The sequence below is a fragment of the Roseovarius sp. genome, from assembly GCF_040219995.1.
Classification (GTDB): domain Bacteria; phylum Pseudomonadota; class Alphaproteobacteria; order Rhodobacterales; family Rhodobacteraceae; genus Roseovarius.
Genome location: NZ_JAVJUC010000021.1, coordinates 1 through 15,652, shown reverse-complemented (window position 1 = coordinate 15,652; position 15,652 = coordinate 1). Strand labels below are relative to the sequence as shown.

Below are 15,652 nucleotides of genomic sequence, written 5' to 3'. Positions count from 1 at the left end.
CGAACTGCCGATGGCACGGGCTGAGGTGATGTATTCACGTTGCGCAAGCTGCTGCGTGGCACTGCGCACAACGATAGCAAAGCGGTCCCATAACAACAGCCCAATCACCAGGATCAGAAGCCAGAGCGAACTGCCGATCAGTGCGACCACCACAAGAGCGACCAGCACCACTGGCAAGGTCAGCCGCACGGTGATGAAGAAATTGATGATCATATCCGGCCAACCGCCCCAGTATCCGGCGGTGATCCCCATCGCAGTCCCGATAGTCCCCGAGATCAGCACTGTCAGGATACCGATACCAAGCGAGATGCGCGCTCCGTATAGCAGACGTGACATGTAATCGCGTCCGAGGTTGTCGGTGCCAAGCGGGTGTTGCCAGCTTCCGCCTTCCGCCCAGAAGGGTGGCACGTACCGCTGTGCCAAGCCCTGAACGGAGGGATCATAAGGCGTAATCAGCGGCGCGAAGACAGCCATCAGAATGATCAGGAGAATGATCGTTCCACCAATCCAGAAGCCACCATGGCGAAGTGCGCGCCGGAGCGCCACGCGGCCAGGAGATAGTGAAACGGGCGCCGTATCTTGAGCGGGGTGTGTCATATCAGTCATGAAATCCGTATGCGCGGATCAAGGGCCGCGTTCAGTAGGTCGGCAAGAAGTGTGAGCACGGCATAAGCCGCCGCGATGACCAGCAGGATCGCCTGTATCACCTCGATATCGGCGCGCTGGATCGACTCCCAAGCCAAATGGCCGATCCCTTTGAGTGAGAAGATCGTTTCGATCACGATCGATCCCCCCAGCATGAACCCAAGCTGTACGGCTGCGAGAGAGACTACAGGAATGATCGCATGGCGAAGACCGTGACGCACAACCACGCGCCACGGCGCAAGCCCATAAGCGCGCGCGGTGCGCACATGATCGGATTGCAGGACGTCAAGCATGCCCGAGCGCGTCAGGCGCATGATCGCCGGGGTCGCATAGTAGCCCAAGGCAATCGACGGCATGAGATAATGCAGCCACGTGTCGCTGCCGGAGATCGGCAACCAACGTAGATAGACACCGAAGAGATACATGAGGCCCAAGGCGAACAGAAACGATGGCAGAGCCTGACCTGCGACGGCCAGCCAAAGTGCGAACCGGTCAATCATGGTATTCGGTCGGAGTGCGGCGAAAACACCAAGCGGGATCGACAACGCAAGCGCAAAGCCCAGAGCACATGCACCCAGCGTCGCGGTGACCGGCATATGCCGCGCGAGAACCTCCGTGACATCAGCACGCAGATAAGTCGAACGCCCAAGATCACCTGTCAGAACGCGGCCTGCCCATTCCAGGTATTGAACGTAGAGCGGACGGTCGAAGCCATAAGTTGCGCGCACGGCCTCGATATCAGCGTCGCTTGCGCCTTCGCCAGCCATCGCCGCCGCCGGGTCACCCGACAAGTGCACAAGCAGAAAAGCGATCACCGAGGTCACGGCAATCACAAGGACCGTCATGAATAGCCGCTTTGATAGATATACGATCATGTCGTCTCCTGACCGAACATGTGGAGGGCAAGCCGCCCTCCACACGGTCTTTTGCTGGATCGGAAGGCTTACTTCCACTTGGCCATGTAGAAATGCGCCATTTCATCAGGCGTTACCGGATAATCTAGGTCCTTGTTGAAGGCATAGGTCCGGCCATAGATGAAAAGCGGAATGTAGTAGGCCTGATCCGCGATCTTGTTCAGCGCCTTCGAGTACAGTTCCTTGCGCTCTTCCTGATCTGTGGTCCGATCAGCTTCTTCAAGCCATGCGATCACCTCTTCATCACGGGCGTAGTCATCCGAGCTTCCGGTGAAGTAGTAGCTCGTCGAGGCAGACACATCGAGAATGCCGTTCGAGCCAAAGGTCAGGTGGCCGATCTGCACCTCGTCATCAACGATCTTCGGACGCAGGGCACGCCACTGCAGGAATTGCAGATCAGTATTGATGCCAACCTGGCGGAGATCATTCAGAACAGCCTCGGTGTAGGCGCGATCACGGTAGGCGTGAAACGGCACGCTGAAGCCGTCCGGGTATCCCGCTTCTGCCAAAAGCGCCTTGGCCTTTTCCGGGTCATAAGGGTATTGCTTCACATCGGTTTCACAGCCGAACTGAACCGGTGCGCACATCGATTTCTGGACCTCGGCACCGTCTCCGACGAGGTTTTCGGTGATGGCTTCGCGGTTGATGGCGTGGGCAATCGCCTGACGCACCTTGATGTCGGTCATCGGGGTATCCCCGGTCCGGCCTGCGGCATCCAGTGACAGGAACGACATCCGCATCGTGGGCGCGGACACAACTGTCAGATTGCCCATCGTTGCGAGCATCTCGGCATTCTCTGGCGGCACGCCCCAGATCCAGTCCACGCCACCGGTCACGACTTCGGCGATCTGCGTCTCCGGATCCTTGATCGTGCGATAGACAAGCGTGCCGATCGAGGGTTTTCCTTTCGGGCTATCTTCGAAATAGTCGGGGTTCGCTTCAAGCGTCAACGACTCGCCCGCAACGTAATCCGCCAGCTTGTAGGGGCCTGTGCAGACCGGTTGCACCGCACCCCAGTCTCGCCGTTCCGCACCGTCAGATCCAGGCACGACGGGTGCGTCCTCATAGTGACCGGACGGATACATCGGCGACGTCCCTGTCAGATATTGCAGCGCAGCCGGCGTCGGGCGCTTGGCATTGATGCGCACCTTATGCGGGTTGACCGCCTCGACGCTGTCGATCCAGTCCACAAGCACCCGAATTTTCATATCGCTGTCCGGGTCCGCCACGTGATTTAACGTATAGGCCACGTCCTCGGCATCAAACTCGGTGCCGTCGTGGAACGTGACGCCCTCACGCAATTCCAACTCCAGCGTGGTGTCGTTCGTCCACTCCCAGCTTGTGGCCAAAAGAGGCTGGAACTCGTTCGTGATGGGATCCCGATGCAAAAGCCCGTCACACATCGCATAGGCGTTGATCAGCGCCTCACGCTGATTGCCGTAGTAGATGTCGGCGGTGTCCATTTCGGTTGAGGTTGACCAGACAAAGGTGTCGTTTTCCTTGCCGGCATGGGCAGACGCGGTTGCGACCGCAAGGATCCCGCTCGCCAGTATCGTTCTTGAGAGTAACATTCGTTATCATCCTCCTTGTTGGTGGTTCTTCGTCAGTTGATGGTCTGCCAAGGCAGTTCGATCCACGATGCATGTGCATCGGCGTCACCCCCGCGCTGGATCGCAATCTCCGGTGGACGACCATATGGCAGTTGCACGTAGTGGTCGCGATCCGCGGCAGCCACAGACACGCGGATGCAACTACCCTTGGCAAAGCGCCACGCGGTCGGCAAAAGCGCAAAGCGTAGTTCGGCAGTCTCGCCGGGGACAAGCGGGGCGCTGTTCTTCCTGCTGTAATCTCGATACGGCCATGACCAGTTCTGATCCTCAGGCGCAGGAATGAGTTTGCGATGCAACGCACGCAGAACGCCCTCGGTCACATACCGCAAGGTTCCGTCTGCCTCCAACTCGGACAGATAGACGTGCAAAACCGCATCCGCCTCGCTGGCGGAGATGTTCAGGTTCACGATCGGATGGCCAGCGATGTCGGCATCGGTGCCAAGCGGGTGCGTGGTCCATGACAGCATGCCGTGCTCTCGCTCCGTCCAGTCGGTATAATAATCGGTGATGGGCAAGGCCGACAGTCGCTCGTGCCGCGTCGCCGTTCCGGTTCCGCGCGTGAAATCGGCGCGAAAGCTATCCTGATCCGCCCCCCCAGGTGCCGCGGACAGCTGGCCATTTGCATCGGGATAAAAGCGCCGTGTCTCGGAAATTGGCGGCCATTGTTGCGCCGCTTTCCACGTCTCGGCATGCATGCTGAAATAGTGGATCGGCGCTTCGTCCTGCAGCTTGGTGTCCAACTGCATAAGGTAATGGTCAAAGAACCGCAGGACGGCTCCCATCAAGGGAAACTCGCTGCTCACAGAGTCGCGCCAAGGCGATGCATTGCTCCGCGCGCCATGATCCCAAGGGCCAAGCAGGACATGCTGGTTTGGGTTTGGCAAAGACAAGAACCGGGCGATCGAGCCATTGGCAAAGCCAGCACCGTCCATCCAGCCGGAAACAGACAGGATGGCCACGTCGGGCCGAATATCGGCCGCATAGTGATAGGGGCTAAACGAATGGCTCCCGAAGCTCGGATCATAGGGCAGGCGATCATCGGTAAAGCGGAACTCGGTGATGAAATCCGGCATGTGAAAGTTGCCAAGATGCTCTTGGATTGCCGCGCGTTTCAGGGTGCCGTCCGGATCATCATCCACGGGTTGTGGCCCGGCATAGTCCGGATTGTTGAAGTAGGAAAACTTCGCCAGGACATCGCGGCGGTCGTGATCCAGCCCGACCATGATATCGTCATAGGTGGAGGCCAGTTGGTTCAGCAGAACCCCGCCCGGATAGAAGTGATCTGCATAGGTGTTCCACACCGCGAATAGAGGCGCGATCGCCTTGACCGCCGGGTGGCCAGTGCTGGCAAGGAAGCAAGCCGCCGCGCCAAGATAGGAGATGCCCGTCGATCCGATTGTGCCATCCGACCAATCCTGCGTGATAATCCAATCCGCGATCTCGTGGAAATCGTCGCGCTCCGTCGGCGAACGAAAGCTATCGCGTGTTCCGAAACTGGCCCCTGTGCCACGCACATCGACGACTACAAGCGCATACCCGCGAGACACGAAGAAATCCCGGTAGAGTGCAATGTTGGGGCTGGGCTCGGTAGCTGAATCGTATCCTTCACGCAGCGCAAACCGCCTGTAATAAGGCGTCAGAATAAGTATTGTGGGAACACCCTGTACGGGGATCCGACCACCGTCGGGGACATAGATGTCGACGGCGAGCCTGCAACCATCGCGCATCTCGATATATTGCGACACCGGCCGCTCAGGCAGCGTGAAAGTTGCCGGCCTGCCGGTCAAATATTGCGACGGACTTACCGCCCAAGCTGCGCCCTTGTGATCGCTATCTGACATTCAGCACCCTGTGTTCTCGCCGGATCAACGCCGACATTTAAGCTTTGCGCCAAGGTGCAGCAGCTCTATCATATGTGTCAAATTCGGTTTTAGCAGATAAACATGCGTAAAGCGCATGTTTTACGGAGATGTCCACGATGAACCACAAGAGCCTTCTTGCGTTCCGAGCCTTCATGGAGGGAGGTTCTGTAAACGACGCCGCTGAACGACTTCACCGGACCCAGCCACAGGTGAGCCGGCTACTTGCTTCCTTGGAGGATGAGGTCGGCTTTTCGCTGTTCGTACGCAAAGGACGTCGGCTCAACCCGACTCGTGAGGCGCGCAAACTCTACTCACAGGTTGAGCGTGCGCTATCATCATTGGATGAAGTTGAGAATGAGGCCCGTCGGATCAAGAATCACCAGCGCAGCCATGTACGTATTCTAACAGCGCCGCATGTAACCAATGTTCTGGTCGCCGAGGCAATCGCAACGCTTACGGAAGAGACCCCACAGTTCACTGCAACAATTGACAGTCGCACCCGTATCGACATCGACATCTGGCTAGGGCGTGAGCAATTTGACATAGGCATATCTGTTTTGCCCCTGGATGATAGTTCAATCGATATCGAACCGATGACTTCGGTGAATGCTGTCGCAGTGATGCACAAGGACAATCCACTCGCTACGCATGCCGAAATATCGCTGGAAGACCTGATCGACGAACCGTTGGTGATCAACAGTCCACGTACCGTGATGCGTCAGCGTATTGATGCGCTCTTTCGCAAAAAAGGTGCGAGTCCGAATATCCGACTTGAAACACCGAACGGAGTTATCGCGTGTGAACTCGCGGCACGTGGACTTGGAGTGTCGATCGCAGACGGGTTTGTTGCCAGGTCAAGCATGCGGCCTGACATGGTCATTCGCCCCTTCTCGCCAAAACTGACTTTGGATTACGTCCTGTTCTTCCCCCGGTGGCGAACACGAACCCAATCGGTCAACAGGTTGGCTGAGCTTATCACCCTCTCTGCTCAACGGGTCAGCGACGAAAGCTAGGAAGATTTCAGTCCAAGATCTGGGACTCCAAATGTTGCTCCAAAGCCACCTTGTTTCATGACATCTCGTTTCTCGGTGCGTCAGGACAGAACGGACGCGAAACATGAATTGATGTTTACAAACAGACGCATCTATGAAGAGTTCGCGCTGTGGCCTTACCCAACAAGGCCGCCACTGAGCGCCCATCAAGGACCGCTTCAGTGATCGTCACCACATCTAGAATAAGACCCGCCAACTCCCGGTCAGAGACAGGATTGCTTGGGGTGGGGCCACCAGAAGTAGAAAGCCAGACGTCATGACCTCTTACGCGGCAACCTCACAACTCCAGACTGTCGTCGATTTTGCATTGGCGCATGAGACAGCTTGGCCGCGCAGCATGTACTATCCTGACGGTTCCTATGTCGGCAATGTCGAGTGGAATGAGAGCGGCCCCTGGACCGAGATCATTGGCCCTGTTGCCGAACGTGGCGGGCCCGCGGGGGTCATCCTGCACGGCGGGGAACGGGTCGCCGCGTGGGGTGACACGGGGCGGGCGGACATGACGTTCTCGATCGCGAAGAGTTATCTTTCGGTGCTTGCCGGCCTTGCCGCGAAGGATGGGCTGATTTCAGACCTGGACGCCCCAATCAACAACACGGTGGACGGCCCCTATTTCGCCAGCCCTCACAATTCCAGGATCACCTGGCGTCACATGCTTCAGATGAACAGCGAGTGGCGCGGCGAAATTTTTGGCAAGGATGATCAGGTCGATCATTACCGTCAGATAGGCGTGGGTGCCGACAATAGCCGCAAAGGGCAACCGCGAGAGGTCGGTCCTCCCGGCAGCTATTATGAATATAATGATGTCCGCGTGAACGCGCTTGCCTACGCCTTGCTGAGCCGGTTTCGACGGCCATTGCCAGAGGTGTTGCGCGAGCGGATCATGGACCGCATCGGCGCGTCTGATCAATGGCGTTGGGAAGGCTATTCCACCTCCTGGGTCGAGCTTGACGGGCAGCGCATGCAGTCGGTCACAGGTGGCGGGCATTGGGGTGGCGGGCTGTTCATCAGCGCCGACGATCATGCAAGGTTTGGCGCATTCATCAGCCAGAACGGCGCTTGGGAGGGTGAGCAGATTTTGCCGGAAGATTGGATGAAGCAATCGCTGGAGCCGACGCCGACACTCGACAAATACGGCTTCCTCTGGTGGCTGAATCGCGGACGTGACGCCAACCCCAAGCTACCATCTACAGCGTTCAGCGCCCTTGGGGCGGGAGGAAACTGTCTCTGGATCAGCCCGGAACAGGATATTGTCGCCGTGATGAGATGGCTCAACCCCGCAAACACGCAAGAGTTTCTGGAAGCTTTGGTCCGCGCAGTTTCACGCTAACCAAATTTGATGTCTCCAACTGTACCCAAGACACGCCTTGAACTCAGGCGTATGTGTCTTGCTCTTTGCCATTTCGGATCGTCTCTCTTTTCATACGATCCACCTTAACGACTGGTCCAATTTCCGCGATCACCTCTATGTCGCTGCGACCGGATATCTCGACCGGCCGACGGTTGCAGTGGTCATCCCTGCCGGTAGACGGACCACCGCGCCGGGCTATGTGCAACGCGGCAAAGGAGAAACGAATGGCCCTTATCGTCCTCGTCCTGGTCACCGGTGTGATCTTCCTGATCGCCGACGCGATCATGCTCTCGACCGTCATGCAGCCGCTCTTCGCTCAGCATCTGGGCGAGACGCTCCGCGACGACATAAGGCCCCTCCCGGCCGTGCTGTTCTATCTCATCTACATGGTGGGCTTGGTCTGGTTCGCGGGCTGGCCGGCGCTGCGCGATGGCACGCCCGTCACCGCGCTCGTCAACGGTGCGATCCTGGGCTTTGTCGCCTACGGCACCTACGAGCTGACCAGTTGGACGGTGATGCGCGACTGGCACCCCTCGATGGTGGTCGCCGACATGGCCTGGGGCGCGACACTGACTGCCTTATCTGCCTGGGGCGGGGTCATGGCCGCACGGGCGATCGGTTGACTGACTAACCGTTGGTATCCTCAGAAGGCGGTTCGGTCCGAGAACTTTGCGAAAATGAGGAATGGCTCGACTTCCGGGTATAGACACCAGCCGAAATCCGCGGGATCCTGCGAAGTCCTAGGTTTTTCCGTCGATCGCGATGGGGATGAATTCTGGTGCCGCAGCGGCTCTGTGGCGAAACCTCCCATAGCTGAAGACGAAGAGGTCGATCTCGCCGAAGCCGCTGGGCGAGCCCAGGGCGGCGCCCCAGCCTTGCGCTGCCCCATTCGCGCTTGATAGCGCTCAGCGAGCAGTCCAGCCAGCCTGAGAGGCCATCTGTTCGCAAAGCTGGTTCTTATCAACATTTGCCGGGTGACAGTTTATAGAAAAGCGGTCTTGTTAACGTTGGGTGTGTGACGATCTGCTCGTCATCCCAATAGGACCGAATAGCCCCGGGCAAGAGGTTGATGCGGCCAAACGTGGCCTACCCAACATGATCAATGGATCTTGCTCGGTTCCGGCGCTGCAGTGCTTTCACAATGGGCCATGCGATAACAAGAACGGTCATGATTGCCAGCGCGGCTGATATTGGTCGGGTCAAAAGTTCGGTCGCATCACCACGGCTGATGAGGAGGGCGCGCCGGACGCTCTGTTCTGCCATCGGTCCCAGGATCATGCCCAGGATAATGGGGGCCAGCGGAACGTTAACTTTCTCAAGGAAGTAACCGGCAAGTCCCGCAGCCAGCATGACCCAGAGATCGACCGGACGGCCGTTGATGACGTATACGCCCACGCACATGAGTATCAGGATGGACGGCACCAGCAGCACGCCGGGAAGCCGTTGAAACTGCGCAAAAACGCGGGTCGCCAATGCGCCGCCGAGGGCGAAGATCAAGAGCGACGTGATTAGCATTTCCATCATGAAGCCGCCGACAAGGATCGGGTTCTGATGGAAAAGTTGTGGCCCGGGTTGAAGCCCGTGAATGGTAAGCGCGCTCAGGACGAGGGCCGCGACCACATTGCCGGGAATGCCCAGGGACAGCGCCGGGATCATCGAGGCCGCGTTGTCGGCGTTGTTGCCGCATTCGGCAGCCGCGACGCCCTGCGGATTGCCCTTGCCGAAGCTATCCGGGTCGTCGGACGCATTCCTGGCTGCGTTGTAGCTGAGAAAGGCCGCGATGTTGCCGCCTGCGCCTGGCAAGATGCCAACGCCAATACCGATCCCCGAGGACCGTAGCCAGGTCGGCAGGAGACCGCGCAGTTCTCCTCTTCTGAAGGGTGCGTTCGTAAGTTTTAGCTGCGCCGCCGACAGCCCCCTGAGATCACATTTCTCGGCCAGTTGCAGGACTGGTGGCAGCGCGTAGAGCCCGACCAGCACCACGATCAGGTCCAGCCCGCCCAGGAGCCATGTCTGATCGAACGTGAACCGCGCCTGCCCGGAAAGGTTATCGATCCCAATTGTACCGATCAGCAGGCCCAGAACGGCCGCCATAATGCCTTTGACAGGATCAGAGCCGACCATCACACCCACAGAGGCCATGCCGAACACGGCGATCCAGAAATACTCGGCCGGTCCGAAGAACAGCGTGACGCGAGCCAGCAGCGGACCGACAGTCATCAACGCAACGGCGCTGGCGATACCGCCCACGGCAGAGGACCAACACGCGATCTTGAGCGCCTTGGAGGCTTCTCCCTTGTCAGCCATGGGAAAGCCGTCGAAGGTCGTGGCGATCGAGGCGGGAGTGCCGGGAATGCGTAACAGGATCGCTGGAATAGCCCCGCCATACATCGAGCCATTATAGATTCCCGCCACCATGCCAAGCGCCACCAGCGCGTCCATCGAGTAGGTCAAAGGCAGCAATAGCGCGATGGCCATTACCGGATTCAGCCCCGGAAGCGCCCCGATGAAAACACCCACCAGCGTCGCGCCGATCATTGCCATCAGCGGGCCGAAGGTCAGAACCTCGGCAAGTGCATTGGTGTAGAACTCCATGTCAGCCCCCGGCACCCAAGAGGGAAAGGACAGCTTCGCGGGGCAATGGCTTCTCCAGCAGGACGGTGAAAACCAGATAGACAACGGCGACGAAACCCGCGGCCATCACCAAGGCGTAGACACCCCGGCGAAACCCCAATCCCAGCGGCATGGCCAGCATCAGCAGAAAGGATGCGGTGTAGAACCCCAAGGGCACCACAGCTGCCACGTAGATTGTCGAGATTGCGACCGCTGTGATCAGCTTGACCGGCGCATTGACCAGAACGCGGGTTTGTGTCGAACCGGACCGCGCGGCCTTGACCGCCACGGTCCCACCTAGAAGCGTCAGAAACAGGCCGAGCACTATCGGATAGGCACCGCTCGCCCCGGTATAACCCGTCGCCATCCAGGCAGTGGCGAGGCCGAGGCTGATGAAGATCAGCCCCAGCACGATATCCTGACGCGTTTCCATCGCTTAGAGGCCCAGGGCCTTGGACACTTCGGCTAGAGCATCGTATTCCGACTGAAGCCGCGCTCCGAGGGCGTCCCCCTTGACCACGTTAGGCACTTCGCCCTTGGTCTTCAGGAACTCCACATAGCTCGGATCGTTGACCGCCTCTTCGATTGTGTCGGCAAGCATCTCGACGATCTCCGGATCGAGGCCCTTGGGTCCGAGAATGGCGCGCCACAGCAGCGTTTCCTTGTCACCTAGACCCAGAGCCTCCAGTCCCGAGGCGCCCGGCAATGCTGGCACATCCGCCGCCGAGGTCACCAGCGGACATTTCGCCTCGCCGTTGTCGACATAAGGCAGGACTGTTGAGATCGACCCGCCGTAGATATCCACATGGTTCCCGAGGAAATTCTGAAGCGTTTCGCCGGCACCACCGAAGGGGATGGCCACGGCGTCAATACCCTTGGCCTGGAAAATCCGTTCCGCCGCAAGCTGCATGGTGCCGCCGATGCCGTCGTTTCCGTAGGTGTATTTGCCGGGGTTCGCTTTCAGTTCCGCGAGAAACTCTTCGCCAGTGGTCGCCGGGAAGTCAGCCTTGACGCACAGCGTATAGGCCGTCTCCGAAGTCGAGGCGATCGGCGTGAAATTGTCCAGCGAATAGGCGACGTTCTGCACTTGTGGCACGGTCGTCAACGGGCTGTTCCAGGTTGCGAACAACGAATAGCCGTCGGGCTTGGCCTGCATGAATTGCGACGCTCCGACAGAGCCGCCACCGCCGCCCACGTTCAAGATCGCGATCGAGGTGCCGAGCATTTCCTCGAGCAGGATGGCCAGCTTGCGCGCACTGGTATCGGTGCCTCCACCCGCTCCGGCTGGAATGGTCAGTTCGATCGTTCGCTCGGGGTATTCAGCCAGAACGGGCGTTGCGATCGCCGCCGCTGCCGTCAGGCCGATGAAGGTTGCCTTGAGTGTCATGGTCTCTCTCCCTTGGGTATATCTGGATTGGTCAATTGATTTCGCTGCGATAGCGAAACTCGGTGGCGTTGCCGCTTGCAATGCGCCATTCGATCGGAGTGTTTTCGATGTCAAAAGCCGTGCGCTTGATCACGGCCAGCGGATCGTCGGGCTGGATGCGAAGCTGTTGTGCGACCCGGTCCGACGCCCGCCCAAACGAAACCTCATCCGCCGCACGCTTCACCATCACACCGAAATGCTCGAAATAAAGCGGATAGAGCAGCGGGCCCAAGCTGGCCTCGGGCAACGCCTCGAACCCGGCGAACCGGCTGGTCGGTATGTAGATTTCCTCGAACAGAACCGGCTGGTCGGAAAGGCTACGCAGCCGCACAATCTTGATGACGTCCCGCGTGGCCAAAACATTTGCGGCCTCGTCAGGTGCCTCGGTGATGCTACGCAGGATGATCTGGCTCGACGGGATCGCAAGCGCCGATCCGTCACGCTCCCGGATCGGGAAAAACCGGAACAGTGTCGCGTTGAACGACGGCGCACGCACGCGGGTGCCAGAGCCTTGGCGGCGTTCGAGAAGCCCCTCTTCCACCAACCCGTCGACCGCCTTCCTGACGGTTCCGATCGACACGTCGAATTCCTTCGCCAACCGTGCCTCGGACGGGATCGGCTGATCTGGCGTCCATTCGCCCTTGGCGATCCGGGCCGTCAACGTATCACGCAGCCGGATATATGCTGGAAGCCTGATATCTGTAGCTGCGAATCCTTCCATGGGATTTCCTCCTCCTACAGCCTATAGTTCATATTGACCCATCTAGTCAACTAGTCATATATATGAATTAAGGGAGATACAGATGATCCAGTTCGATTGCCACGCACATGTCTATGAAAAGGTGACCGCTGTAGACGGTGCGCGTTATGTTCCGGCAAAGCCAGCGCCACTTGCCGCCTGGCTTAGGTATCAGCAACAGCGAGGCATAGAAGGTGGCGTGATTGTTCAGGTCAGCTTTCTCGGTGCCGACAATTCGGAACTCTGCGCGGCGCTCTCGCGGCTGGATCCTCTGCGATTCGCCGGGGTCTGTGTCGTCGCGTCGGATGTTGGCGACGAAGACCTTGATCACCTAGTACGTGCTGGCGTGCGTGGCGTCCGCTGGAATCTCGTGCGGGGTGCAGACCTACCGGACCTGCGTGCCAAAAGGACCAAAGCATTCCTGCGCAAACTCCAAAGCCGAAATATGCACCTCGAACTCCACCTCGAAGGGCCCCGCCTTGCTCCCTTATTGCCAGAATTGACGGATCAGGGGGTAAATGTCGTGATCGATCACTTCGGCTTGCCCTCCGAACCAATGCCAAATGACGATCCGTTGCTTAAAGCCGTATCGCATTTGCGTGATCGTCATGCGCTTTTTTTCAAATTTGCTGCGCATTACCGGGTTCCGTTTGACGTCCAGCCTCATGCGGAAGAGCTAATGGCCTTGCTGGTTCCCGATCATGTGGTTTGGGGCAGCGACTGGCCGCATACCCAGCACGAAACCCGAACCAGCTATGAGGAGGTCTGGTCCCTTTCCTCGCTGTGGCACGGGTTATCGGATAAGGCCGCAGTCCAAACCTTGTACGGGATTGCATGAACCCAGAATGGACCTGCGATCTGGCGATAGACCCGTCGATCACAACTGCCCACTTTTGGACCACATGTACTCCCAACAGGCCTGTCGTGCCTTTGGACAAGGCATAGGATGCCGAAGATACTCATTGGTACGGATCACTGATCCACAGCGGAGTCATTCGCCTCGTGCAGGCGCTCCACGGTGGCCACTAGATCTTGCATGCTGATGCATAATCCCAGGCTAAGCGCGTGCAGGGTCGAGAGCGACGGCTGCCTACGACCAGTTTCGAGAAACGATATGAAGCGCGCCGAGACATCCGCGCGTTCGGCCAACTCCTCCTGCGTAAGCCCGGCCTTCTGGCGTTCCTCGGAGAGTGCGACCGCGAAGGCGGCGATCAGGGAGTCGTTCTGGCGGTCCATGCGGATAGCCATTCCGCATGGCTTGACAACGCGCCACGAACAGTTGTTCTAGTCTTCGCAAAGACCATCAGCGCCATCCGGAAATTTAAGAGCAGATGCCAACTTCACGACGACCCATTGCGCGCGAGCACAGCCTCGCATGACCGTCTTTGCGCATGACCCGCCACACTCTCTTCATCGCCGCCAACCCGCCTGGACACGCTCCATTCGACGGGATCTGTCGGCCATCACTCCAGGTGCCCAATGAGCTACGCGACCATCACGATCGGAGATCTTCTTGCAGACGTGAACAGCAGGTATTTCCTGCCCGCCATCCAGCGGCCCTATGTCTGGAAAGGGGATCAGGTGATTACCCTGATCGACTCGCTTCTGAAGGGCTATCCGATCAGCTCGCTGATGTTCTGGTCCGTCGATGAGGAACTGAAGCGTGAGCTGAAGATTTACAATTTTATCGAACACTGGAAGCCGGGCATGCAGAATCCTGTCGCCTCGGTAAATGGCCGGGACGTGACGCTGGTGCTGGATGGCCAGCAGCGGATCACATCACTCTTGATCGCGCTGCGCGGCAGCTTCGCCGAAAAGGCCAAGCACAAGCGCCGCGCCAGTCCGGATGCCTGGTCGAAAAAAACGCTCTACATCGATCTGCTTGCCGATCCCGATGCGGAACTGGAAGAAGAGGATGTCGAGTTTGGTGTGAGCTACGGGCTGCGATTTCATGCTGTGGCACCGCGCAATGACCATCGCCATCAGTGGTTCCGGGTTGGGGATATGCTCAACCATCGCAGCCCCGAGACGCTGGATGCACTGATAGAGGCGACCCTCGGGCGCGTGCACCACGGGGTCACAGCCTACGAGCGCGAGTTGATCACCACAACGCTGCGGCGGCTGCACGAGGTGATCTGGTCGGACGAGGTGATCAATTATTACACCGAGACCAGTGCATCGGTGGACCGCGTGCTCGATATCTTCGTGCGTGCGAATGATGGCGGCACGAAGCTGTCGAAATCCGACCTGCTCATGTCCCTGATCACGTCAAAGTGGGAGAACCGATCGGCGCGTGATGTGATTTTCGATTTCGTCGATCACATCAACAAGGAGCTGCCGCAGCCAAACAAGATCACCAAGGACTTTGTTCTCAAGTCATGTCTCGTGCTCTGCGGCTTCGATGTAAAATACAACGTCTCCAATTTCACGCAGCAGTCCATTGCCGAGATCGAGCGCAACTGGCCCGATATTCGTGACGCGTTGGAGCGGACCTTTCGCTATCTCAACGGGCTGGGTCTCAACGCCGAGAATCTCAGTTCGCTGAATGCGGTCTTGCCCATCGCCTGGTTTCTTTATCATGAGCCTGGCGTTACTCTGCGTGGCACATCGGAAATCGACCGCCACAATGCGCGCGCGATCCAGCGGTGGCTGATCAACAGTCTTCTCATGGGCGTCTTCGCTGGGAACTCCGATCGAACGATCTCCGCCGCACGCAAGACCCTGAAAGAGGCAAGCCAGTTCAGCCGGAGTTTTCCCGAGGCCCAGCTCTACCATGCCCTGGCCCTCGGAGGGCGGATGGCGCGGTTGGACGAGCGTGCTGTCGAGGACTTGCTCGATCTGCGCTACAACAAACCGCGCACCTTTCTGGCCTTGTCGCTGCTTTATGACGATCTGGACTGGAGCGGGGCCATGCATCACGTGGACCACATCATTCCACGGGCCCGCGCGGATCGACGTGTGCTGATGGGGATGAATCTACCGGAGCATCGGATCAGCGAGATCATGGACTCGGTGGAGAGGCTCGGAAACCTGCAACTCCTGCCCAGCCAAGAGAATATTGAAAAGGGAGACCTGCCATTCGAATCTTGGATCACAGGGCGCAGTGATGCCTATCGCAGCGCCCACCATATCCCTTATACACCCGAATTGTGGACGGCTTCGATGTTGCCGGAGTTTGTGCGGTCCCGCGAGAAATTGATCCGCGAGCGGCTGCTCGCCTTGACGAGGTTGGAAGCTGCTCGATGAACCGAGACGACTTGAAGAGCGCCTGCGTGCGGCACCTGGATGAGCGCGCGCTTGTGACCTGCCACGGGATTTTTCCTCCATTTGGAATTAGAGTCCGACCCAACGAAGGGACGGACAATGAAGCGAACGAGATACAGCGAAGAACAGATCATCGGCATCCTGACCGAGCATGAGGCCGGCGCGAAGTGCGCTGA

The 15,652-nt window shown here is 58.5% G+C and carries 14 protein-coding genes; 5 read left to right on the top strand and 9 right to left on the bottom strand.

Translation table 11 applies throughout. The annotated features are described in order from the left end of the window. The 4 genes from RID11_RS10940 to RID11_RS10925 form a co-directional block, all read right to left on the bottom strand. Positions 1–606 (bottom strand): ABC transporter permease (locus tag RID11_RS10940; RefSeq protein WP_350138889.1); only part of this gene is annotated, 606 nt, incomplete at its 3' end. Beyond that, positions 603–1,520, bottom strand: a complete 918-nt coding sequence (locus tag RID11_RS10935) for an ABC transporter permease (RefSeq protein WP_050663595.1) — start codon at positions 1,518–1,520, stop codon at positions 603–605. The genes RID11_RS10935 and RID11_RS10940, both read right to left, overlap by 4 nt. 68 nt (positions 1,521–1,588) lie before the next feature. Next, a complete protein-coding gene (locus RID11_RS10930) occupies positions 1,589–3,130 on the bottom strand; it encodes an ABC transporter substrate-binding protein (RefSeq protein WP_350138885.1) in 1,542 nt (513 codons plus the stop codon). A gap of 32 nt (positions 3,131–3,162) precedes the next feature. After that, positions 3,163–5,010 (bottom strand): CocE/NonD family hydrolase, encoded by a 1,848-nt coding sequence (locus tag RID11_RS10925; protein WP_350138882.1) that lies wholly within the window; start codon positions 5,008–5,010, stop codon positions 3,163–3,165. A 137-nt stretch (positions 5,011–5,147) separates the two neighbouring features. Between RID11_RS10925 and RID11_RS10920 the strand changes: the two genes are divergently transcribed. The 3 genes from RID11_RS10920 (at position 5,148) to RID11_RS10910 (ending at position 8,057) form a co-directional block, all read left to right on the top strand. Continuing rightward, positions 5,148–6,044 (top strand): LysR family transcriptional regulator, encoded by an 897-nt coding sequence (locus RID11_RS10920; RefSeq protein ID WP_350138880.1) that lies wholly within the window; start codon positions 5,148–5,150, stop codon positions 6,042–6,044. A gap of 295 nt (positions 6,045–6,339) precedes the next feature. Continuing rightward, positions 6,340–7,413, top strand: a complete 1,074-nt coding sequence (locus tag RID11_RS10915; RefSeq protein WP_350138878.1) for a serine hydrolase domain-containing protein — start codon at positions 6,340–6,342, stop codon at positions 7,411–7,413. Between the two features lie 245 nt (positions 7,414–7,658). Next, on the top strand, positions 7,659–8,057 hold the full coding sequence (locus RID11_RS10910) for a DUF2177 family protein (RefSeq protein ID WP_350138876.1): 399 nt from the start codon (positions 7,659–7,661) through the stop codon (positions 8,055–8,057). A 463-nt stretch (positions 8,058–8,520) separates the two neighbouring features. Here the strand turns inward: RID11_RS10910 and RID11_RS10905 are convergent, their stop codons facing one another. Genes RID11_RS10905 through RID11_RS10890 form a run of 4 tightly spaced genes read right to left on the bottom strand, consistent with a single transcriptional unit; the run spans position 8,521 to position 12,194 of the window. Further along, on the bottom strand, positions 8,521–10,029 hold the full coding sequence (locus RID11_RS10905) for a tripartite tricarboxylate transporter permease (RefSeq protein WP_350138874.1): 1,509 nt from the start codon (positions 10,027–10,029) through the stop codon (positions 8,521–8,523). Between the two features lies 1 nt (position 10,030). Further along, on the bottom strand, positions 10,031–10,480 hold the full coding sequence (locus RID11_RS10900; protein ID WP_350138870.1) for a tripartite tricarboxylate transporter TctB family protein: 450 nt from the start codon (positions 10,478–10,480) through the stop codon (positions 10,031–10,033). A gap of 3 nt (positions 10,481–10,483) precedes the next feature. Further along, positions 10,484–11,434: a tripartite tricarboxylate transporter substrate binding protein gene (locus RID11_RS10895; RefSeq protein ID WP_350138867.1), complete on the bottom strand. Its 951-nt coding sequence runs from the start codon at positions 11,432–11,434 to the stop codon at positions 10,484–10,486. Positions 11,435–11,465: 31 nt separating this feature from the next. Continuing rightward, on the bottom strand, positions 11,466–12,194 hold the full coding sequence (locus tag RID11_RS10890) for a GntR family transcriptional regulator (RefSeq protein ID WP_350138864.1): 729 nt from the start codon (positions 12,192–12,194) through the stop codon (positions 11,466–11,468). An 82-nt stretch (positions 12,195–12,276) separates the two neighbouring features. On the opposite strand from RID11_RS10890, the gene RID11_RS10885 reads away from it, so the two are divergent. Then, positions 12,277–13,050, top strand: a complete 774-nt coding sequence (locus RID11_RS10885) for an amidohydrolase family protein (RefSeq protein WP_350138861.1) — start codon at positions 12,277–12,279, stop codon at positions 13,048–13,050. Positions 13,051–13,184: 134 nt separating this feature from the next. Here RID11_RS10885 and RID11_RS10880 read toward each other — a convergent pair whose 3' ends face one another. Further along, a complete protein-coding gene (locus tag RID11_RS10880) occupies positions 13,185–13,460 on the bottom strand; it encodes a helix-turn-helix domain-containing protein (RefSeq protein ID WP_350138859.1) in 276 nt (91 codons plus the stop codon). A 231-nt stretch (positions 13,461–13,691) separates the two neighbouring features. Here RID11_RS10880 and RID11_RS10875 point away from each other — a divergent pair, with 231 nt between their 5' ends. After that, positions 13,692–15,458, top strand: a complete 1,767-nt coding sequence (locus RID11_RS10875; RefSeq protein WP_350138856.1) for a DUF262 domain-containing protein — start codon at positions 13,692–13,694, stop codon at positions 15,456–15,458. The last annotated feature ends 194 nt before the right edge of the window (positions 15,459–15,652 follow it).